The 20083-nt window shown below is 72.3% G+C and carries 20 protein-coding genes; 6 read left to right on the top strand and 14 right to left on the bottom strand.

Features of this window, described 5'->3' with window-relative positions; genetic code table 11:
* The first annotated feature begins 212 nt into the window (after positions 1 to 212).
* Complete coding sequence (locus ACIQ7M_RS18110) at positions 213 to 1007, top strand: SAM-dependent methyltransferase (protein ID WP_403645047.1); 795 nt, start codon at positions 213 to 215, stop codon at positions 1005 to 1007.
* Between the two features lie 416 nt (positions 1008 to 1423).
* Here the strand turns inward: ACIQ7M_RS18110 and ACIQ7M_RS18105 are convergent, their stop codons facing one another.
* The 9 genes from ACIQ7M_RS18105 to ACIQ7M_RS18065 all read right to left on the bottom strand — a co-directional run bounded on the left by ACIQ7M_RS18105 (position 1424) and on the right by ACIQ7M_RS18065 (position 7571).
* On the bottom strand, positions 1424 to 1951 hold the full coding sequence (locus ACIQ7M_RS18105) for a DUF6328 family protein (RefSeq protein ID WP_403645044.1): 528 nt from the start codon (positions 1949 to 1951) through the stop codon (positions 1424 to 1426).
* Between the two features lie 42 nt (positions 1952 to 1993).
* Entirely contained in the window at positions 1994 to 2320 is a 327-nt protein-coding gene (locus ACIQ7M_RS18100; RefSeq protein WP_403645042.1) for a plasmid stabilization protein, read from the bottom strand.
* A 233-nt stretch (positions 2321 to 2553) separates the two neighbouring features.
* On the bottom strand, positions 2554 to 3057 hold the full coding sequence (locus ACIQ7M_RS18095) for a DUF3618 domain-containing protein (protein WP_403645039.1): 504 nt from the start codon (positions 3055 to 3057) through the stop codon (positions 2554 to 2556).
* On the bottom strand, positions 3054 to 3425 hold the full coding sequence (locus ACIQ7M_RS18090) for a phage holin family protein (protein ID WP_403645900.1): 372 nt from the start codon (positions 3423 to 3425) through the stop codon (positions 3054 to 3056). The genes ACIQ7M_RS18095 and ACIQ7M_RS18090 overlap by 4 nt, the downstream gene beginning before the upstream one ends.
* Positions 3426 to 3678: 253 nt before the next feature.
* Positions 3679 to 4020, bottom strand: coding sequence for a hypothetical protein (locus tag ACIQ7M_RS18085; protein WP_403645036.1), 342 nt, complete (start codon positions 4018 to 4020; stop codon positions 3679 to 3681).
* Between the two features lie 372 nt (positions 4021 to 4392).
* Entirely contained in the window at positions 4393 to 4704 is a 312-nt protein-coding gene (locus ACIQ7M_RS18080; protein ID WP_403645033.1) for a hypothetical protein, read from the bottom strand.
* 194 nt (positions 4705 to 4898) lie between these two features.
* The gene (locus tag ACIQ7M_RS18075; protein WP_403645030.1) at positions 4899 to 5942 is read right to left on the bottom strand and encodes an NAD(P)/FAD-dependent oxidoreductase; all 1044 of its coding nucleotides are present in this window, start codon (positions 5940 to 5942) and stop codon (positions 4899 to 4901) included.
* Complete coding sequence (locus ACIQ7M_RS18070) at positions 5939 to 6472, bottom strand: isoprenylcysteine carboxyl methyltransferase family protein (protein ID WP_386976952.1); 534 nt, start codon at positions 6470 to 6472, stop codon at positions 5939 to 5941. The genes ACIQ7M_RS18075 and ACIQ7M_RS18070 overlap by 4 nt, the downstream gene beginning before the upstream one ends.
* Before the next feature lie 40 nt (positions 6473 to 6512).
* Positions 6513 to 7571 carry a type III polyketide synthase gene (locus ACIQ7M_RS18065; RefSeq protein WP_403645026.1) on the bottom strand — a complete coding sequence of 353 codons (1059 nt, stop codon included), beginning with the start codon at positions 7569 to 7571 and terminating at the stop codon, positions 6513 to 6515.
* Between the two features lie 142 nt (positions 7572 to 7713).
* Between ACIQ7M_RS18065 and ACIQ7M_RS18060 the strand changes: the two genes are divergently transcribed.
* The gene (locus tag ACIQ7M_RS18060; protein WP_355775415.1) at positions 7714 to 8586 is read left to right on the top strand and encodes a UbiA family prenyltransferase; all 873 of its coding nucleotides are present in this window, start codon (positions 7714 to 7716) and stop codon (positions 8584 to 8586) included.
* A 156-nt stretch (positions 8587 to 8742) separates the two neighbouring features.
* Here the strand turns inward: ACIQ7M_RS18060 and ACIQ7M_RS18055 are convergent, their stop codons facing one another.
* Together ACIQ7M_RS18055 and ACIQ7M_RS18050 are read right to left on the bottom strand one after the other, a co-directional pair.
* Positions 8743 to 9267: a lamin tail domain-containing protein gene (locus ACIQ7M_RS18055; protein ID WP_403645023.1), complete on the bottom strand. Its 525-nt coding sequence runs from the start codon at positions 9265 to 9267 to the stop codon at positions 8743 to 8745.
* An 807-nt stretch (positions 9268 to 10074) separates the two neighbouring features.
* Positions 10075 to 10278, bottom strand: coding sequence for a cold-shock protein (locus tag ACIQ7M_RS18050; protein ID WP_037751662.1), 204 nt, complete (start codon positions 10276 to 10278; stop codon positions 10075 to 10077).
* Positions 10279 to 10831: 553 nt separating this feature from the next.
* Here ACIQ7M_RS18050 and ACIQ7M_RS18045 point away from each other — a divergent pair.
* From ACIQ7M_RS18045 to ACIQ7M_RS18030, 4 genes are all read left to right on the top strand, one after another.
* Complete coding sequence (locus tag ACIQ7M_RS18045; protein WP_403645020.1) at positions 10832 to 12391, top strand: hypothetical protein; 1560 nt, start codon at positions 10832 to 10834, stop codon at positions 12389 to 12391.
* A 257-nt stretch (positions 12392 to 12648) separates the two neighbouring features.
* Positions 12649 to 16758, top strand: coding sequence for a molybdopterin-dependent oxidoreductase (locus ACIQ7M_RS18040; RefSeq protein WP_403645897.1), 4110 nt, complete (start codon positions 12649 to 12651; stop codon positions 16756 to 16758).
* Positions 16759 to 16851: 93 nt separating this feature from the next.
* On the top strand, positions 16852 to 17433 hold the full coding sequence (locus tag ACIQ7M_RS18035) for a dihydrofolate reductase family protein (protein ID WP_355774206.1): 582 nt from the start codon (positions 16852 to 16854) through the stop codon (positions 17431 to 17433).
* A gap of 61 nt (positions 17434 to 17494) precedes the next feature.
* Positions 17495 to 17902 (top strand): hypothetical protein, encoded by a 408-nt coding sequence (locus ACIQ7M_RS18030; protein WP_403645017.1) that lies wholly within the window; start codon positions 17495 to 17497, stop codon positions 17900 to 17902.
* 115 nt (positions 17903 to 18017) lie between these two features.
* Here ACIQ7M_RS18030 and ACIQ7M_RS18025 read toward each other — a convergent pair whose 3' ends face one another.
* From ACIQ7M_RS18025 to ACIQ7M_RS18015, 3 genes are read right to left on the bottom strand one after another with little or no spacing between them, the layout of a single operon-like run.
* Positions 18018 to 18248, bottom strand: coding sequence for a hypothetical protein (locus tag ACIQ7M_RS18025; RefSeq protein ID WP_403645014.1), 231 nt, complete (start codon positions 18246 to 18248; stop codon positions 18018 to 18020).
* A complete protein-coding gene (locus ACIQ7M_RS18020; protein ID WP_403645011.1) occupies positions 18245 to 19819 on the bottom strand; it encodes an amidohydrolase in 1575 nt (524 codons plus the stop codon). The genes ACIQ7M_RS18025 and ACIQ7M_RS18020 overlap by 4 nt, the downstream gene beginning before the upstream one ends.
* Before the next feature lie 8 nt (positions 19820 to 19827).
* On the bottom strand, positions 19828 to 20043 hold the full coding sequence (locus tag ACIQ7M_RS18015) for an MbtH family protein (protein ID WP_355776278.1): 216 nt from the start codon (positions 20041 to 20043) through the stop codon (positions 19828 to 19830).
* Positions 20044 to 20083 lie beyond the last annotated feature (40 nt).

Raw genomic sequence — 20083 nt, 5'->3', positions numbered from 1 at the left:
CTCCAGCCAGCGTGCGGGCGCTCACGGGGCCCCGCAACCGGAGCCCCGCCGGGCCGGGGGCGCGGAGCCGCGCCCGGCCCGGCCGTGCCACGTATCGCGCGGGCCCCTCGCCACCCTCTCAACTCCCGTACCGTGCCGACCACATGGCCGGTTCCGAGTAGGATGATCGAACACTTGGCCTGCCGCGTTTCCGTGGTGCGATGGGAGCTAGCATGACGATCGACCGACAGTCGGTTCCGCCGCTCGACACCAGCAAGGCGCATCCCGCGCGGGTCTACGACTGGCTGTTGGGCGGCAAGGACAACTACCCGGTCGACGAGGCGGTGGGAGAGAAGCTTCCGCCCGAGGCCAGGGACGCCGCCCGGCAGAACCGCGAGTTCATGCACCGGGCGTCCGCCTGGCTCGCCGGGCAGGGCATCGACCAGTTCCTGGACATCGGCACCGGCATTCCCACCCAGCCGAACCTGCACCAGATCGTCCAGAACATCACGCCGTCGGCGAAGGTCGTCTACACCGACTACGACCCGATCGTGCTGCGTCACGCCGAGGCGCTCCTGGTCAGCCGGCCCGAGGGCGTCACCGACTACATACAGGCCGATGTGCGGCGACCCGAGGACATCGTCCAACACGCCCGCCACGTCCTGGACTTCAGCCGTCCGATCGCGCTGTCGCTGATCGCGCTGATGCACTTCATCCCCGACGAGCAGGACGCCCACTCCATCGTCCGCAACCTGGTCGACACGCTGCCGTCGGGCAGTTACCTGGTGTTGTCGCACGCCTCCTCGGACGTGTTCCCCGAGCTCTCCGCCCAGGTCACCGCCGAGTACGCGAAGGGCGGCATCCAGCTCGGTTTCCGTACCCGGGCCGAGGTGGAGCGCTTCTTCCAGGGCCTCGACCTCGTCACCCCCGGCCTGGTGACGGCGACGCAGTGGGTCCAGTCGGGCGAGGTACCGGCGCCGGCGCCGGAGGACAGCGGCATCTACACGGCGGTGGCCCGCGTTCGCTGAACGACACGGGGCGGCGGTTCGCTGGACGACACGGGGGCGTCGGATGTGCCGCGCCCCCGGTGTTCCGTGCGACGCGGAGCGGTATCGCGTCCATGTGGGTGGCGTATGGGGCGGCGGCGAGCCCCTGACGGCATGACCGGCGTTGTGCAGGATGCCAACTCACGCCCCGTCAGAGAGGACGTCCCGTGCGTCGAACCATGCTGTTTTCTGTCTGTGCTCTCGTCGCCGCAGCCGCCACCGGGTTCTTCACCACCAGCGCCATCCGCAACCGCTGACACCGAGACGCCCCGCGCGGCCCCGGACAGCGCGCGATCGGACAGCGCGCGATCGGACGGCGCGCGACCCGGCGGCCGCCGGGTGGGACGGCCGGAACGGCCGTCCCACCCGGGGCATGTACCGGGGCCTGTTCGGCCGGTTCAGTGCGCCCCGGCGTCGTCGGCGTCTGAGCCCTCGGGCGCGCGGCGCCCCAGACGTATCCGGAGAGCCGTGGGGATGACGAGCCACCACAGGAGGTACAGCCCCGCCACGCCCGCGACGATCCAGGGCACGTACCCGTCGTCGTCGGTGGCCGTGCGCAGCACGAGCAGCAGGGCGGCGGTCATGGTCAGCAGCAGGAGCAGCAGACCGAGCAGGGTCAGCCTGGACGCCCACACGACGGCCTCCGGCTTGATGAAGCGGCCCGTCACGATGCGGTGGAACGCCACCGGGGCGACCAGTGCGCCCACGGCCGTGGCGCCGAGGACGATCGTCACCATGTAGAGCGTCTGGTCCGCGTCGGACAGCCGCCGGTAGGACGGCTGGAACACGACGGTCAGCAGGAAGCCGAAAAGGATCTGCACGCCGGTCTGGGCGACGCGGATCTCCTGGAGCAGGTCGACCCACTTGCGGTCGGCCCGCTCCTCGGGCGACTCGTCGCGCCCGTCCGCCCGTACGTCACCCTTCATCGGCGGTCTCTCTCCTCACCGTTCGGCGCCCCTGTACGTCCTTCAGCGGCCCAGGGCGTTCTTGAGCTGCTGCTTGCTCATGGACGAACGCCCATGGACGTCGCGTTTCCTGGCTTCTTCGTACAGCTGGTCCTTGGTGGGGCCCCGCGCGCCGGAGTGCGAACGCTCGCCGCCCCGCTGCGACGCCGACTTGGGGTCGCGCAGTGACGCCTTGCTCGCCGTCGCGGACTCGCCCGCCCTGGCCCGTTCCTTGTTGACCGTGCGCGCCGCGATCTCTTCGGCACGCTTCGTGGACTCCCCGCGCTCCAGCGCACTGTCCTTGATGTGTTCGTACTGCCGCTCGCGCTTGTTGTTCGATCCCGCGGGCATGGAGCACCTTCTTCCTGGACGCGGCCTGTCCGGTGTGCGCGTTCCTCCTTTTACCGTTCCTGGCTCGTCAGCCCGAGTCCCCAGCGGCGGACCGGCCAAACGGGACCCATCGGCGTCAAGGGAACCCCGGGACCTCGGAACCGGCGCGAGCCCCGGGCCGTGACGGCCCGGGGCTCGTCGGCGGGCGAAAGCACCGCGCCTCGCCCCCGAGAGTGTTCCGCGCGGCCGGCCGTTCACCCCTTCCGGTTGCGAACGGTCAGCCATACGAGGACGGCGGCGCTCGCGGCGGCCAGGATCAGCGCCCGGTTCTCGCGTGCCAGCCGGACTCCCTGGGCCGTCTGCTGCCGCAGCGGTTCCGGGGCCTTCTCCTGCCATACGCCGCCGGCCTTCGCGGCCGTGTCCCGCACCTGGTCCGCCGCCTGGGCCGCCCGGTCCCTGACCGGCTCGGGCACCTTGTCCTGGACCGCGTGCGCGGCCCTGGACGCCCTGGCCCTCAGCTCGCCCGCCTTGGCGGCTGCCTGCCCCGCCACCTCGGCGGTCTTCTCCTTGGCCTGTCCGGCCACCTCCACGGTCCGCTCCTTGACCTCGACGCCCTTGTCCTTCGCACGGGCCTTGACATCGGCCTTGTCGGCCAGTGCCTGGACCGTCTCTCCCAGTTCGGCACGGGTCCGCTCGACCTGTTCACGCACCTCGCCGGGTGTCGTGGTTGTCTGCTTGCCGTCGGACGGTTCGCTCATCGGTGGGCACTCCTCTTGATCTCGGCGACGTCGGCCTTCACGTTCTCGATCGTCTGCTCCGGCTTGGGCGGTGCCGCCCGGCCGGCCTGCTTCTTCCCGGTCAGCGCCATGGCGGTGGCGACGGCGCCCAGCACGGCGGTGACGATCAGGGCCGCCGCCCACACCGGCAGCGGTACGGCCAGCGCGGCGATCGCGGTGGCCACGAGGGCCTGAAGGGCCAGGAAGCCGACCACTCCCGCGCCGCCGAACAGACCGCCGCTCTTCCCGTAGCGCCTGCCCTTCTCCTTCATCTCCGTCTGCGCCAGACGGAGTTCGCCCCGCACCAGTTCGGTGAGCTGCTCCGAGGCCCGCTGGACCAGCTCCCCCACCGGTTCCGATCCGTTCCCTCGTGTCCGCTCGGCTGTTCCGTCGCTGCGCGCCCGTACGTCCGACACGGTGATCACCTCCTGTCCGTCTTCGATTCGGGCCGGGGCACTGCGGCGTGCTCCGGCCTTCGCTGAGACACCGGGTACCCCGAACCCGGCCGTCCAGGGCAGGTCCCGTCATTCCCGGCCGGCGAGGACGCCGGTGTCCGTTCCGGTCGAACGCGGAGATCAGTAGGGGGCGTGTCCTTCGGCCCGGCTACCGTTTGTCCCCGAGCCGCAGGTCGACCTCCTTCTCCTGGTCCGCCGACGCGGTCCCCCGCTCCTGCACGGCGAACGCTCCGTTCAGTGCCTCGCGCAGCAGGTCCACGGCGAGGCAGCCGCCCTGCAGCGTCGCGCTGACCGGGCCTTCCAGCGGGGCCGGACCGGTCGGGATGCGGTCGTCGGCGGGCGCGATCTCCGCGGTCCACACCGCGGGTCGCGAGCCGGGCGGATCCTCGGGTACGTCCAGACTCCGGTCGGTGGGGAACGCCGTTCGCAGTACGTCGAAGACGCTCGCGGCGTCCTCCCTGGACGTTCCGGTGAGGGAAACGGTGACCACGGGTCACTCTCCTTTCCGCTGGGGTACGACGGTGGATCGGGGGTCCTGCGCCGGGGCGATGCCCGCCGTGAAGACGCCGAAGCGGGTGCGGACCGACCCTCCGGGCGGGGCGAGCCCGCCCATCACGGCGACCCGGGCGGCCGCGTCCACCGGCCGGCGCCGCGGTCGCCGCGCCCGCCGGGGTCAGTGCGCGGGCGGTGGGCAGGCGATGCGCGGGAGTGTGCCCGCCCATCCTTCGTGCCGGGTCTCGGCCACCATGCCGAGGCGTCGCTCGGCCACCGCGCTCTCCCCGGCGGCCGCGAGGCGGGCGGGCGGACGATCGCGGGCCGCTCCCCGCGTCACCCGCCGGAGCGCTCGCGGCGCGCGAGGGTGTCAGGCGGTCGGCTCGTCCGGGACCGGGTGCTCGGGGCGGGAGCTGCCCGAGTGCGGGGCGCCCCTCCGGCCGGTGCCCGCCTCGTCCGTGTCGGGGACCTCGGTGTCCGGCTTCTCCGCGCCCTCGGCCTCGCCTTCCCCGCCGCCGCGCTGCGTCCCGGACCGGCGGCTCTCACTCGGCCGACCGGGTACCCCGACGACGTCCAAGGGGTCCTCGTCGGGTGCCGCCTGCTGATCGGGAAGGTCCCTCGGTACGGGCTTCGGCATCGGCCCCCGACCGGTCCCGGGGCCCTGCGGGCGGGGCTCGCTCACGACGTCCTCATTTCCTCGTACGGGTGTGGCGTGACGCGCAAGTACCCCTCTCGTTCGTGATGATGCAGCGATCACCGGACCGTCCCGCGTACGGGCCCGGCGCGGGACGGTCGGACAGCGGCACCGGCGAAGTCCGCGTGGGCCGCCCCCGCCGGAGCCGGATCCCGAACCTCGGATACGGGCGCTCCGCCCCGCTACTGCAACGCGCGGACCGCGGCGGTGAAGAGCGGGGGGAGCCGGGACGCCGTCGGGACGACCAGGCGGGCGGTGCCGGGGTGGCGGCTCGCGGCCAGGAGGACGCCGGTCAGCAGGCGGTGGCGCCGGGTGAGCAGGGTCCACGCCCGCTCGTACTCCCGTACCCGCCCGGCCGCGAGGCAACGGACGGCGGCACCGGCCGTCGCGAGGCCGAGGGCGATCCCCTCGCCGGTGAGGGCGTCGACATAGCCCGCCGCGTCGCCGACCAGCAGGACGCGTCCGGCGACCCTGCGGCGCACCCGCTGGAGCAGCGGCCCGGCGCCTCGCACGCCCGTCGCTTCGGTCCCGGCTCCGGCTCCGGCTCCCGCTCCGGCCGCGCGCAACGACGCGGTGAGGTCCGGGAAGTCGTGCAGGTGCTCGTCGTATCCGCGCCGGACCCGGCTGAGGACCGCGACGCCGACCAGGCCGTCGGCGACCGGGGTCACGTAGGCCTCGCCGACGCCGGACCAGTGGACCTCGACGAAGTCGGTCCAGGGCTCGACTCGGTAGTGCCGGCGCAGTCCGTAGCGCCGGTGCGCTCCGCCGGGCAGTTCCAGCCCCAGACCGCGGCGGACGGTGGAGTGCAGTCCGTCGGCGGCGATCAGCCAGCGCGCCGTGAGACCCGCGGCGCTGACGGAGTCCGCGCTCTGGCGCACCTCCCCCACCCTGCCCGGCACGATCCGTACCCCGAGGCCGAGCGCGCGCTCGTGCAACGCGCGGTGCAGCTCGGTACGGCGGATGCCCAGGCCACCGGGGCCGTGGAAGGACGCCTCGGCGCGAGCGGCGCCGGCCACGTACCGGATTCCGCGCAGTTCCCTCCCCGCCGGCTCGACGCCCAGCACCCGCAGCCCGGCGACGCCGCTCGGCATGACGCCCTCCCCGCAGGCCTTGTCCACCGGGGCGGTCCGCGGCTCGACGACCACCGCCTCGAGACCGGCGAGGGCGCTGTGGATCGCGGCGGCCAGACCGGCCGGGCCGCCACCGGCCACCAGGACGTCGATCACGCCGGAACGGACCCGAACGAGGGAGCCGGACCGGCCAGAGCCCGGTTCTCGCAGCGGATGCGCACCGTGAGCACGACGGCGTTGGCCAGCGTGAAGACGACCGCCGTGACCCAGGCGGTGTGCACCAGCGGGAGGGCCGCTCCCTCCGCGACGACCGCGACGTAGTTCGGATGCCGCAGCAGCCGGTAGGGACCACGGGCCACGAGCGGCAGGCCGGGCACGACGATCACCCGGGTGTTCCAGCGGAACCCCAGGGTGGCGATGCACCACCAGCGCAAGGCCTGGGCTCCCAGGAGCACGGCCAGCATGGACCAGCCGAGCGCCGGGACGAAGGGCCGGTCGCCCAGCCACACCTCGGCCGGGCAGCCGAGCAGCAGGGCGGTGTGCAGGGCGACCATCGCCGGGTAGTGACCCCTGCCCGCCTCGATCGCGCCGCGCGCTCTGCTCCAGCGCTCGTTGCGACGGGCGACGACGAGTTCGCCGACCCGTTCCGCGGCGACGGCGGCCACCAGCAGTACGTACCAGTCCATGTGTCCGTGTCCCACCGTTCCATGTCGTGCGCCGGGCGGCCTACCAGCGCAGCAGCACCATCTCGCAGGCGAAGCCCGGTCCCATCGCCAGCAGCAGACCCGGGGTGCCGGCGGGCGGGCGGCGGGCGGCCAGGGTGTCGCGCAGGACGTGCAGCACGGACGACGAGGAGAGGTTGCCCACGTCGGCCAGGTGGCGCCACGTCACATCCAGTGCCCCTTCGGGCAGTTCGAGCGCCTCGGCGACGGCCTCCAGGATCTGCGGCCCGCCCGGGTGGCACACCCACGCGCTCACGTCCTTCGTCTTCAAGCCGTGGTCACCCAGGAACCCCTGGACGTCGTCGGCGAGATGACGGCGCACCACGTCGGGGATCTCGGCGTCCAGAACGACCTGGAAGCCCGAGTCCTTGACCTCCCAGCCCAGGATGCGGCTGGTGTCGGGGTACAGCCGGCTGCGGGTGTCCACGATCGTGGGGCCCGCGGCCTCGCCCGTACGACGGGAACCGCACGCCACCACCGCGGCGGCGCCGTCACCGAACAGACCGGTGGCGACCAGGTTGGCCGGGGAGGCGTCGTCGCGCTGGAAGGTCAGCGAGCACAGCTCCACCGACAGCAGCACCGCCACCTGTTCGGGGCGGCCCAGCAGACAGTCGTGCACGAGGGACAGGCCCGCGGCGCCCCCGGCGCAGCCCAGGCCGAACATCGGCACGCGTCTGACGTCCGGTCTCATGCCGAGGCGGCCCGCCACCCGGGCGTCGACGGAGGGCGCGGCGATGCCGGTGACGGAGGTGAAGACCAGCAGGTCCACGTCGGCCGCGGACAGACCGGCCAGCCGCAGTGCCTCCCGGACGGCCTTGGCGCCCATGTCCGTCGCGGCCTGGATGAACGCGTCGTTCGAGGCGCCGAATCCGTCCAGTGCCTCGTACTCTCCGAGCGGGAGTGTCATGTGGCGGCCGCGGACCTTCGCGGCGCGGTGCAGCCGGTCGAGCGCGCGGCGGTCGGCTCCGTCGCTCAGACATCTGCGGGCCACCATGTCGGTGATCTCGGACTGGTCGTAGCGGTGCGGCGCGAGGGTTCCGTGAACGGCGGCGATCCGCGTCATAGGGCTCCCGTCCGAACCGGCTGGGGTGGGCTGCCCAACAGGCCTTCCCCGGACCGGCGCCGCGCCACCAGGGATCGCCCGTCCGGCCGTTCGTCCCGTGGCGCGCCCCGGCCCCGTGGACGCGGCCTCCTACCATCGGCGGGTGGGTACTCCCGAGCACACGACGGCCGGCGACAGCGCGGGACGCGGGTGGGGCCTGCCGGCCGGTCTGGCCCGTGCGTGCCACCCGGGCGCCGTCGTGGCCGTCACGACGCTGACGGCGGCCCTGGCCGTGATCAGCGGCCGCGGACCCGGGGGTTGTGTGCTGGTGTGGGCCGCGGTGCTCGCGGGTCAGTTGTCCGTCGGCTGGTGCAACGACGCGTTCGACGCGCGGCGGGACAGCGCGGCCGGCCGCCGTGGCAAGCCCGTCGTGGACGGCGCGATCGGCGTGGGCCGGGTGTGGGCCGCCGCGTACGTGGCCTTGGCCCTGTGCGTACCCCTCTCGCTCCTCTGGGGCCTCTGGGCGGGGGTCGTGCACCTGGCCGCGGTCGGTGCGGCGTGGGCGTACAACCTGCGGCTCAAGACGACCCGTTGGTCATGGGCGCCCTACGCGCTGGGGTTCGCCGCGCTGCCCGCCTTCGTCAGGCTGGGGCTGCCGGGCCATCCGTGGCCGCCGTGGTGGGTGCTCGGCGCCGGCGCGCTGCTGGGGATCGGAGCGCATCTGGGCGATGTGCTTCCGGACATCCGCGGTGATCTGGCGACGGGGGTACGGGGGTGGCCGCAGCGTCTCGGACCGGACCGTGCGCGGCTGCTGCTTCCGGTGCCGCTGGTGATCGCGTCCGCGCTGCTCGCCCTGGGGCCCCCGGGACCGCCCGGCCGACGCGAGGTGACGGCGCTGGCCCTGGTCCTCCTGGTGGCGGTGACGGGGACGGTGCTGGGACGGCGCCGGGAGCGGCTGGCGTTCGCGACGGCGGTCGTCGTGGCTGCGGTGGATGTGAGCCTGCTGCTCGGCGGCACCGGGATGGGGCCCGTCTGAGACACCGGGACACGCGGAAGGCCCGCACCGTGGGGTGCGGGCCTTCCTCAGCGAAGCCGTCCGGCGGGCCGAGTGATCACGGGGTCCGGCGGCGTCCGGCCTTCGGCCGGTCATCCACCATCATCCGGCCCTGAACGGGCGTGCCGTCAGGGTTGTTCAGTGGCCGCCGTGGCCGCGGTGGTCGTCACGGCCGTGACCGCGGTTGTCGTCGCGGTCGTGGTGCCGGCCCCAGGAGACGCTGTCGACGAAGCGGCCGCGCTCGGTGCGCAGCGTGGCGGCGTCGGAACGGTTGTCCCAAACCTCGTTGCGGCGGTCCTGGTAGAGGTCACGGCTGGTGTCACGGCCGTAGCCGGTGTGGATCCGGACCGTGGCACGGCCGCCCAGACGGTAGTGGTGGAAGGTGTAGCGGTTGCCGTCACGGTCCGACAGCGTCCAGCCGTCCAGGTTGATGCCACGACGCCCCGAGTTGGTGATTTCCACCCACTCCGCGTTCAGAGAACGAGCGGAGCGGTCGTCAAAGCCCGGCGCGTCGCTCTGGACCCTGCTGATGGCGACGTGCGAGCGGTCGGCGTGCGGCTGGGCGGCCGCCGAGGCCGACACGGACGCCGAGCCGACCAGTGCGCCGGCCGCCAGAACGGCGGCCGCCAGACGACGGGCAGTGACGGACGTGGAAACGGACATGATTGCTCCTCAAGGTTCGAGAGCCGGCACACCCCGTGCGGGCGCCCCTTTCGGGGAACCCGCACGGTGCGACCCTGTGCGAGTCCCGGCCCGGTGGCCGAGGACTCATAACTTGCTGCACATCCACGTCCAAGACGGGCGACACCCGACCGCTGTTACGAATTACGGACATGTCGGTTACAGATACTTGTATCGGCCCTTTAACTGCCGAAAGGCGATGAGTGACAGCTCATCATCGCCAACTCCCGTACTCCTACAGGATTTGCGCCATAGCCGCGCACCCCCTACGTCAACCTGGCAAACCGGGCGGTCACCCGAAAGTGAGTAACGTCGTTCCGGTCCGGACCGGCCTGCGCGACGGCCTCGGGAACACGTCGGAAGAGCGGGACGCGAAAGAGTCGGACGCGAAAGAGTGGGATCCGAGATCCGGGTCCGCGCGACGGAGGCCCGGGAGGCGGGGAAACGGTCGAGCCCGTGGGGGAATCATCGCCGTACCGAGCGGGCATCGGCGGGAGCGTCGCCGACGGCCGGACCGCAACAGGTCGTGCGCATCGCCACGACCCGTGCGAGGTCGTGAGGCGCTGACGAGGGAGGACAGCCGCCACGGGGGCCGTCGGAGCATCGGCGCCGGATGCGCCGGAAAGGGCGGGTACATGCCCGCACGCGGGCGTGTCGCAGGCTGCCGCCGTGTCAGTAAGCGGCCCGGCCGCCCCTCTTGGGGAGAACGGCGGGCCTTCGTCGTCCGCCGTCCGCACGGCGCCTCGATCGTGGATGTCCGACGAGGCGCCGTGCCGGCGTGACGCGGGATCAGGCGGGGGTGATGTTCTCCGCCTGCGGGCCCTTCTGGCCCTGCGTGATGTCGAACGTCACGGCCTGGCCTTCCTGGAGCTCACGGAAGCCACTGGCGTTGATGTTGGAGTAGTGCGCGAAGACGTCGGGGCCGCCGCCGTCCTGCGCGATGAAACCGAAGCCCTTTTCGGCGTTGAACCACTTGACAGTTCCGCTGGCCATGCCAGTGCCTCTCACTCGATGACGGGTCCGCACCGCGCGAACCCGGAGGTAGTCGTCCTGGTCCTCGGGCACTGCACAGCAAAACGCCCGCACCACGGCGCGGGCAGGTACTGCGAACCACGACATCTGTCGGCGACGTTACACGGCGAGAGCGCCTCTCACCAGAGAGCGAGGGCCGTCAGGTGGAGCGCCACTGCAGCCACACACGCCCCATCGTTGCTCGATACCCGCGCAGGGCCGCGGTCATCGGGCGACGCCGGAACGCGGCCGGCCCATGGCCCAGGGTCACGAACCACCCGTCAGGTCGGCGCCGAGCCGGGGCACCGGCCGGGTCGGGCCCACGTGACACAGAACACGATGCGAAACCCCTGCCCGAGGCGTCGTTGACGATGGCCGGCGCGGTGAGGGGCAGGTGGCGCGACGTGCGGGGCGGCTGTCGGCCGCTGTGATGGATGGGTCGTACCGGCTCGATGCGGGCTCTGTCGCGGGTGGCTGACTGTCCGTACGCTGACAAGTCAGGTAGCTTCAGGCGTGATCGACGGGGGGAACCGTCATGTCCTGGGATGGTCAAGGTGCTCGTGACGGCTTCGTCGTGCCGCCGATGCCGACCGCGCCACCGCCCGGTCCGGCTCATCCGTGGCGGGCCGTCGCGGTGGCATTGCTGAACCTCAGCGGGCTCGGGCTCGGTTACGCCGTCGTGCGCCGCTGGGCGCTCATGGCCGTGTGCTGGGTCGCGACGGGGATCCTGCTTCTGGTGGCCCTGCCCGCGGACCCCGACGGGGTCCCCGGAACGGCCGTCGTGGTCTACCTCGTCTTCCTGGTGCTGGCCGCCGCGCACGGCGCGTCCGTGGGCCTGCGAAGCCGGTTGGCCCTGCTGCCGAGCGCCTTGACCGCGGCCGTGCTCGGCCTCGTCCTGCTGGCCGTGCCCGCCACCGGCGTGGTCCTGTACGACGGAGCGCGTGACGAGGCGACGGAGCAGATGCTCCTCGACCGGCTCGACCGGGCCGACGAGCTCGTCGAGAAGTCCGGGAAGTCGGACTTCGCGAGCGGCGAAGCCGGCTATCGCCGCGCCCTGGCCGCCTACGGCGCGCTGCGTGACGACCATCCGGACTCTCGCGCGGCCCGGCGTGTGCCCGAAGCGCTCGAGACCTACTACGCCACCGTCGGCGCCCCGTACGCGCGCAAGGACTACTGCGCCGCCGTACAGCCCTTGAAGTACCTCCGTACGGTGCCCGGCACCGTGGGCAAGAAGGCGGTGGGAGACCTCGCCGACTGGCCCGACGACCGGCTGGCGACGTCGCTCTACGAGTGCGCGGCGGCGTCCCTGAGCGGCGGGGAGGCGGGCTGGACCGCGCAGTTCGGCGAGCTTCTGTCGACCTTCCCCAAGTCCTCGCAGGCCGGGAAGGTCGAACCCGCCGTGAAGAGCGCGGTCGACGAAGCGGTCGGCTCGGTGGGCGGCGACGACCCCTGTGCCGCGGTGAAGCAGCTCGACGGCCTCGCCACCCAGGTCCGGGGACTGCCCGGGGACGAGGCCGGTCTGTCCGACGCCCTCGGCAAGGACGCCGACCGGGCCTCGGGAAGCGCGCGTACGGGCGCGTACGCCTGCGGCCTGGACCAGTACAAGGACAAGAACTTCAGCGACGCCGTCACCACCATGACCGACTTCGCCAAGAACAACCCGCACCACAAGAACCGGACCCGCGCCCAGAAGATCGCCATCGCCGCGGAGGTCGCGCAGACCGTGCCCGCGGCCGGGAAGCGTCTGCCGACCACCGCCTCGGGCGGCAGCATCTCCGTCACGGTCAAGAACGACAGTCCCGACGAGATCACGGTCCTGTACACGGGCCCCGTGACGGGGAGCTTCAACCTCAAGGCCTGCAAGGGCTGCACCTCGTACTCGCTGGGCAGCACCCTGGGGATCGGCTTCAAGCCGTGCAGCGACAGCGGCAAGCACTACCCGCAGCGGACCATCCGGCTGCCCGTCGGCACCACCTACTTCGTGCACAAGTCCCGCAGCGCCACAGGCAAGTCCCCCGCCTCGGACACCGCCAAGCTGTCGCCGGGCTACGTCTACACGGAGTGCGCGTACACCACGTCGAGCTTCGGCTACTGAGGCGACGGCGGGGCGCCCGGCCCTGTGCCCGGTGCCCCGCCATCGCCGCAGGCCACGCCCCGGAGGACCACCTCACAAGCCCCGTGGTGGCGGTGTGTGGAGCGTGTAACCGCCGGTGATCGAGCCGTGTGACAACCGCGTAATGGGACCTTCGTAGCGTCGGTGGAGAAAGGTACCGATCACACGGAGGGCCGCTCGTGACCACGACCACCCAGCAGGTGCGGACGGTCTGCTCGTACTGCGGTGTCGGCTGCGGGATGGTTCTCGACGTCGCGATGGGTCCCGACGGACGGCGTACGGTCCTGAAGGCGTCCGGCGACAAGGCGCACCCCGCCAACTTCGGGCGTCTGTGCACCAAGGGCGCCACCACGGCCGACATGCTCGCCGCCCCCGGACGGCTGACCACGGCCCTCGTACGGACCGAGCGGGGAGCGGAGGCCGCGCCCGCGCCGCTGGACACGGCGATCGCCGAGACGGCCCGCCGGCTCCGGGCGCTGATCGACGAGCACGGCCCGGACGCCTTCGCGTTCTACGTGTCCGGACAGATGAGCCTGGAGGCCCAGTACCTGGCGAACAAGCTGGCCAAGGGGTTCGTCGGGACCAACCAGATCGAGTCGAACTCCCGGCTGTGCATGGCCAGCGCGGGCACCGGATACAAGCTGTCGCTGGGCGCGGACGGCCCGCCCGGCTCGTACCAGGACTTCGAGCACGCCGACGTCTTCCTCGTGATCGGCTCCAACATGGCCGACTGCCATCCGATCCTGTTCCTGCGGATGATGGAGCGGGTCAAGTCGGGCGGCGCCAAACTGATCGTCGTCGACCCCCGGCGCACCGCGACCGCCGACAAGGCGCACCTGTTCCTGCCGGTGCGGCCCGGAACGGACCTGGCACTCCTCAACGGTCTGCTGCACCTGCTGCACGAGAACGGACACACCGACCCCGCGTTCATCGCCGCGCACACCGAGGGGTGGGAGGCGATGCCGGAGTTCCTGGCCGACTACCCGCCCGCCGCCGTCGCCGGGATCACGGGTGTGCCGGAGGACGACATCCGCGAGGCGGCCCGGCTCATCGGCGAGGCCGGGGAGTGGACGAGCTGCTGGACCATGGGACTCAACCAGTCCACGCACGGCACCTGGAACACCAACGCGCTGGTGAATCTGCACCTGGCGACGGGCGCGATCTGCCGGCCCGGCAGCGGCCCCTTCTCGCTGACCGGCCAGCCCAACGCCATGGGCGGCCGGGAGATGGGGTACATGGGTCCGGGACTGCCCGGCCAGCGGTCGGTCCTGGTCGCGGAGGACCGGGCCTTCGTCGAGGAGCTGTGGGAGCTGGCCCCCGGCACCATCCGCGCGGACGGGGCCGGCCAGGGCACCGTCGACATGTTCCGGCGGATGGCCGACGGGGACATCAAGGCCTGCTGGATCATCTGTACGAACCCCGTGGCCTCCGTGGCCAACCGCAGGACCGTGATCGAGGGTCTGGAGCGGGCGGAGTTCGTCGTCGCCCAGGACGTCTTCGCCGAGACGGAGACCAACGCGTACGCAGACGTCGTCCTGCCGGGAGCGCTGTGGACCGAGACCGAGGGCGTCCTCGTCAACAGCGAACGCAATGTGACCCTCGCCCGGCCCGCGGCGGATCCCCCGGGGGAGGCCACGGCGGACTGGCGGATCATCGCCGCCGTCGCCCGCGCGATGGGCTACGAGCGGGGTTTCACCTACGACAGCGCGGAAGAGGTCTTCGAGGAGATCAAGCGCGCCCACAACCCGGAGACCGGCTACGACCTGCGGGGCGTCAGCTACGAGCGGCTGCGTTCCACCCCGGTGCAGTGGCCCGCCGCGCGGGAGGACGGCCCCGACCGCAACCCCATCCGCTACGTGGACGGACACGGTGGGGGTCCGGTCTTCCCTACGGCGAGCGGCCGCGCGGTGTTCCACGCCCGACCGCATCTGCCTCCCGCCGAGATGCCGGACGACGACTACCCGTACGTCCTGAACACCGGCCGGGTGCAGCACCAGTGGCACACCCTCACCAAGACGGGCAGGGTCGCCAAGCTCAACAAGCTCAACCCCGGGCCCTTCGTGGAGCTGCACCCGGAGGACGCCGCCGCGCTCGGGGTCGCCGAGGGCGACTCGGTGGAGGTGGCCTCGCGGCGCGGCCGGGCGGTGCTGCCCGCGGTGGTGACCGACCGGGTCCGGCCGGGCTGCTGTTTCGCGCCCTTCCACTGGAACGACCTGTTCGGTGAGTACCTGAGTGTCAACGCCGTCACCAGCGACGCCGTGGACCCGCTGTCCTTCCAGCCGGAGTTCAAGGTGTGCGCGGTGTCCCTGACCAGGGTGGCGACGCCGGTGTCGGTGACGGCGCCGCACATGGCCGCGGTCGCGGCGACGGCGACGGCGACGATCACGGCGACAGCCGGGCCCGGGGCCGACGCGCTCCCGGCCGTCGCGGTGGCCGCCCTGTCCGGGGGGCCTGTCCCGCCCGCCGGCCCCGCCGGTGTCTTCGGACTCGCGTCCGCCCCACCGCCGGTCCTGGCCGAGCACGAGCGGCAGTACCTGATCGGCTTCCTCGCCGGTCTCGAATCGGGCGCTCCCGGCGTGCCGGTACTGCCTCCGGGCGCCCCGTTCCGCCCCGAGCACGCCCTGTGGGTGAACGGCGTGCTGGCCGGCATGTACTCCCGGGCCGCTCCGGGAACACCGGCACCGGCCCCGGCGCCCTCCGGACCCGTCCGGGAGGTCGTCGTCCTGTGGGCCTCGCAGACGGGCAATGCCGAGGAGTTCGCCACGGCCGCCGCCGACCGGCTCACCACCACGGGGCACAAGGCCACGCTGGTCGACATGGACGACGCCCACCCGGGAGAACTGCCCGCCGGCGCCGACGTCCTCCTGATCACCAGCACCTTCGGGGACGGTGACGCGCCCGACAACGGCTCGGGTTTCTGGGATGCCCTGGCCGCCCCCGACACACCTCGCCTGGACGGTCTGCGCTACGCCGTCCTCGCGTTCGGCGACTCCTCCTACGACGACTTCTGCGGACACGGCCGCCGCCTCGACCAGCGCCTCGACGAACTCGGGGCCGTACGCCTCGCCCCGCGCACGGACTGCGAACCCGACTACGGGCCCTCGGCCACGGCCTGGCTCGACCAGGTCCTCGCCTCCCTGACCGACGCCTCCGAACCGGCCACGCTGGGGACGCCGGCCACCCCGGTGGCGCCCGCTCCCCCGCGACCGCCGTCCGCCGCGGCACCGAAGAAGCCGGACCCCGTCACGGCCCGGCTCGTCGGGAACCAGCTCCTCAGCCTGCCCGGCGCGGGCAAGGAGGTCCGGCGCTTCACCTTCGACACCAGCGACAGCGAGACCCCGCTCCTCTACCAGGCCGGCGACGCCCTCGGCGTGCGCCCCGTCAACTCCCCCGATCTCGTGACGGAATGGCTGGCCACCACCGGACTCGCGCCCGACGCCTCCGTGCGCCTGGAAGGCGCCGGGGAGATCCCCTTCCACGACGCGCTGCACCGGCATCTGGACATCACACGGATCACTCCCGGGCTGCTGCGCTTCGTCGCCGAACGCACCCACGACCGGGTTCTGAAGAAGCTGCTGCGCCCCGACAACAAGGACGAACTGGCCCAGTGGTCCTGGGGCCGCCAGGCGGTCGACCTCATCGCCGAACACCCCGTACGGGCCGACGCCCAGGAGTGGGCCGACATGCTGAAGCCGCTCCAGCCCCGGCTGTACTCCATATCCTCCAGCCCGCTGACCGACCCCCACCTCGTGTCGCTCACGGTCTCCGTCGTCCGCTACGAGAACCCCGGCGGGCGACCGCGCCAGGGCGTCTGCTCGCCCTTTCTCGCCGACGCGCCCCCCGGCACACCGGTCCCGGTCTTCGTCCAGCCCTCCCCGAGGTTCAGGCCGCCGGCCGACCCCGGCACCCCCATGGTGATGGTCGGCCCCGGCACCGGGATCGCGCCCTTCATGGGCTTCCTGAACGAGCGGCGCGCGCTCGGCCACCGCGCGCCCAACTGGCTGTTCTTCGGCGAGCAGCACCGGGCCACCGACTTCTACTACGAGGACGAGCTGGACGCGTTCCTCGCCGACGGCACCCTCAGCCGCCTGGACACGGCCTTCTCCCGCGACCAGCGGGCGAAGGTCTACGTCCAGGACCGGATGCGCGAGCGCGGTCCCCAACTGTGGTCCTGGCTCCGCGACGGGGCGCACCTTTACGTGTGCGGGGACGCCTCCCGCATGGCCAAGGACGTCGACCAGGCCCTGCGGGACATCGCGGTCACCCACGGCGGCCACACCCAGGACGGCGCCGCCGCGTACGTCAAGCAGCTCACGGCCGAGAAGCGGTACGTGCGTGACGTGTACTGATACGGCCGACCGCTGCCGGCCGATCGCGTTCTTACCGGAGCGACAGCTCACGACACGCTAATTTGGGGCACCCCGACGCAGAGGAGAGCCCCCGTGGGCAAGGTGGTCATGTACAGCTCGGTGTCGGTGGACGGCTTCGTCGCGGACGAGAACGACCAGCCCGGACCGCTGTTCGACTGGTTGTCCAGCGGTGACGTCCCGTTGGACGAGAGCGGCGAGCTGAAGGTGTCGCAGACGTCCTACGACTACACCCGGCCGTACTGGGACCGGATCGGAGTCACGATCGTCGGCCGCCACGTCTTCGACCTGACGGACGGCTGGGGCGGGAAGCCGCCGGGCGGGATCGACCACGTGGTCGTCGTGACGCACCGGCCGGGGCCCGAGGGCTGGGACCCCGAGGCGCCGTTCCACTTCGTCGACGGCGTCGAGGCGGCCATGGCGAAGGCGCGGGAGCTCGCGGGTGACCGCGTGGTCGAGGTCGCCGCCGGCGACGTCGGTGGCCAGGTGCTTGCCGCGGGCCTGATCGACGAGGTGCGCATGGACGTCGTACCCGTCGTGTTCGGGTCCGGCAAGCGCTACTTCGGGTCGGTCCACGCGCAGCACCTGTTGGAGGATCCTGACGTGGTGATTCAGGGCGACCGGGTGCTTCACCTGCGTTATCGGGTGCGCCGCTGACCGAGGTGGTCCACGACCTGTTCTGCCGGCGCATGTCAGTGGCCGCTGCGATGCTGGCGGGATGATCCCTTGGAGCCTGCTGGACATCGACAGAGGTCTGCGCGCCAGTTGGGCCGCCGACACGTGTTCTCCGGACGACCTCGCTCGCCGCGGCTGGGGGCCGGGCAACCCGGCGTGGGGCCACTGTGACATCACGGCTCTGATCGTGAACGACATCTTCGGTGGCGACCTCATGGTCGGGGAGGTCCACCGCGGCGGGGAACGGCAAGGCTTCCACTGGTGGAATCGGCTGCCCAGTGGTGTGGAACTCGACCTGACGCGGGAGCAGTTCCAGGACGGCCAGACTGTCACCGCGGCCCGCGTCGTCGAGCGCCCGCCGGGGCCTCTGCCTCGACGCCGGAAGGAGTACCTCCTCCTGCGTGAGCGCGTTGCCAAGCACCTCGGTCACCTCCCCGAGCCTGCCGTCTGACCGCGCCGGGACCGTCCTTCAACTGCCGTTCCCGATCGCCGTGTTCCGCCGACCTCCTCGTTGTCGTACCGGAACATGAAAAGCGCGAACCGGCTGTCGATCGGGCCGGGCGGTGTCAGGAGCAGGGGTGCCCCGGATAGTCGTCGCTCTCCGGGACGCCCGCCTCCCGCATGCCGCTCAGCACCTCCTCCAGGGCCGTCTCGTCGTCCAGGAGCAGCGGGCCGTTGGTGTCCCGGTCGAACACCATCACCCCGGTGGGCGCGTTCCAGATCACCCACCGGAGCGGGTCCGGGGACTCCCATTCCGGCTCCGCAGGCGGATCGACGCCGTCCACCCGAGCGCTCACGGCCCGGCCTCCTCTGTGTCCCGGCCGCCGACGAACGTCGCGACCACGTCGATGTCGCCGATGCGCGAGGTCTCCACCGTCGTCGGGTCGTCCGAAAGCACCGCCAGGTCGGCGTACTTGCCCGGGGTGAGGCTTCCCAGACCGTTCTCCCAGCGGCAGGCGAAGGCCCCGCCCACGGTGTACGCGCGCAGCGCCTCCTCCACCGTGATTGCCTCGTCCGGCCCGATCGTCCGGCCGGACGAGGAGGCCCGCTCCACCATGAACTGGACGGCGCGCAGCGGCGATCCGTCCGTCACGGGGCGGTCCGAACTGCCGACGAGCGTGATGCCGTGCCGCAGGAAGCCCTTCCCCCGGTACAGCCAGGGTGCGCGCTCCGCTCCCATGATCGCCGCGTAGTCGTCCCCGAAGGAGCGCAGGAAGTTGGGCTGGACGACGGCGATCACGCCGAGCCGCGCGAAGCGGTCCAGTTGGTCCGGGCGGACCAGCCCCGCGTGCTCGATGCGGTGCCGCGCGTCGGGGCGTGGCCTGAGGCGCTGGGCCCGTTCGAGGGCGTCCAGGGCCACGTCGACCGCCCGGTCGCCGATCGCGTGGACGGCGAGCTGCCAGCCGGCGAGATGCCCGGCGACGACGGTGTCGGCGAGCGCCTCGGGGTCGTCCTGCAACTGGCCGGCGTGGTCGAGTCCTTCGTAGGGGCTGCTGAGGGCGGCCGTACGGGCCATCATGCCGCCGTCGGTGTAGATCTTGAGCGCTCCCACGGACAGCCGTTCGTCTCCGAACCCGGTGCGCAGGCCGAGGTCGAGGGCGCGGGGGATGCCGTCGGACGGGTGCGCGGTGACGGGTTTCAGCCGGTCGGCCGCCACCATGAGCTGCACCCGCAGCGGCAATCTGCCGCTCTCGCGGGCGAGTTGGTACGCGCCGAGTTCGACCGGGCTGTGGCCGAACAGGGCGCCCGCGATCCCCGCCTCCGCGCAGGCCGTCACGCCCTCCGCGAGGCATTCCCCGGCGGCGTGGGCGATGGCGTCCGCGAGACTCTCCTGGGCGTGCGGGAGCCGCAGCGCGCGGGCGACGCCCATCGCCCCCTCGGCCAGGAACCCCTCCTCGTGCGGAAGTCCGGTGGGCAGCAGGTCCAGGACGGCGGTGCTGACCACGCAGCCGTGTCCGGAGTCGTGCATCAGGAAGACCTTGCGTCCGCCGCTCGCCTTGTCCAGCTCGACGGCGGTCAGATGGCGCCCCAGTGGTCGCTGGTCGTATCCCGCGAGGTTCACCCAGCCGTCCTCCGGGACCGTGGCCGCGATGTCCGCCACGAGGGCGAGCACCTCGTCCACGGTCCGGCGCCCGGCGACGCTCGGCGTGGTCGCCTTCAACCCGGTCCAGGCCAGATGGACATGGGCGTCGATGAACCCGGGCAGCACGGTGGCGCCCTGGAGATCCACCACCCGGCGGGCGGGCAGGGCGGCCACCTCCTCGTCGAGGCCCACGATCCGGCCCCGCCACACGCCGAGTTCACGGGCGACGGGGCGGTCGGGGTCCATGGTGAGGAAGCGCGCGTTCGTCAGTCGCGTACAGAGCATCGTCCGGGTCAGCCCGTCCTCCGCATGCTCTCCACCAGGCTCTTGGGCCGCATGTCGGTCCAGTTGGTCTCGATGTGGTCCAGGCACTGCTGTCGCGGCGCGGGGCCGTGCACGACGGTCCAGCCCGCGGGCACGTCGACGAAGTCCGGCCAAAGGCTGTACTGGCCCTCGTCGTTGACGAGCACGCGGTAGACGCCGTCGGGGTTCTCGAACGGGTTGGTCATCTGTCGTTCCTCTCGGTCGGGCGGTGCGGTGGGGAGGTCG

This window comes from Streptomyces sp. NPDC096324 (assembly GCF_044763015.1).
Taxonomy (GTDB): Bacteria; Actinomycetota; Actinomycetes; order Streptomycetales; family Streptomycetaceae; genus Streptomyces.
This window is presented reverse-complemented; position numbering and strand designations above follow the sequence as displayed.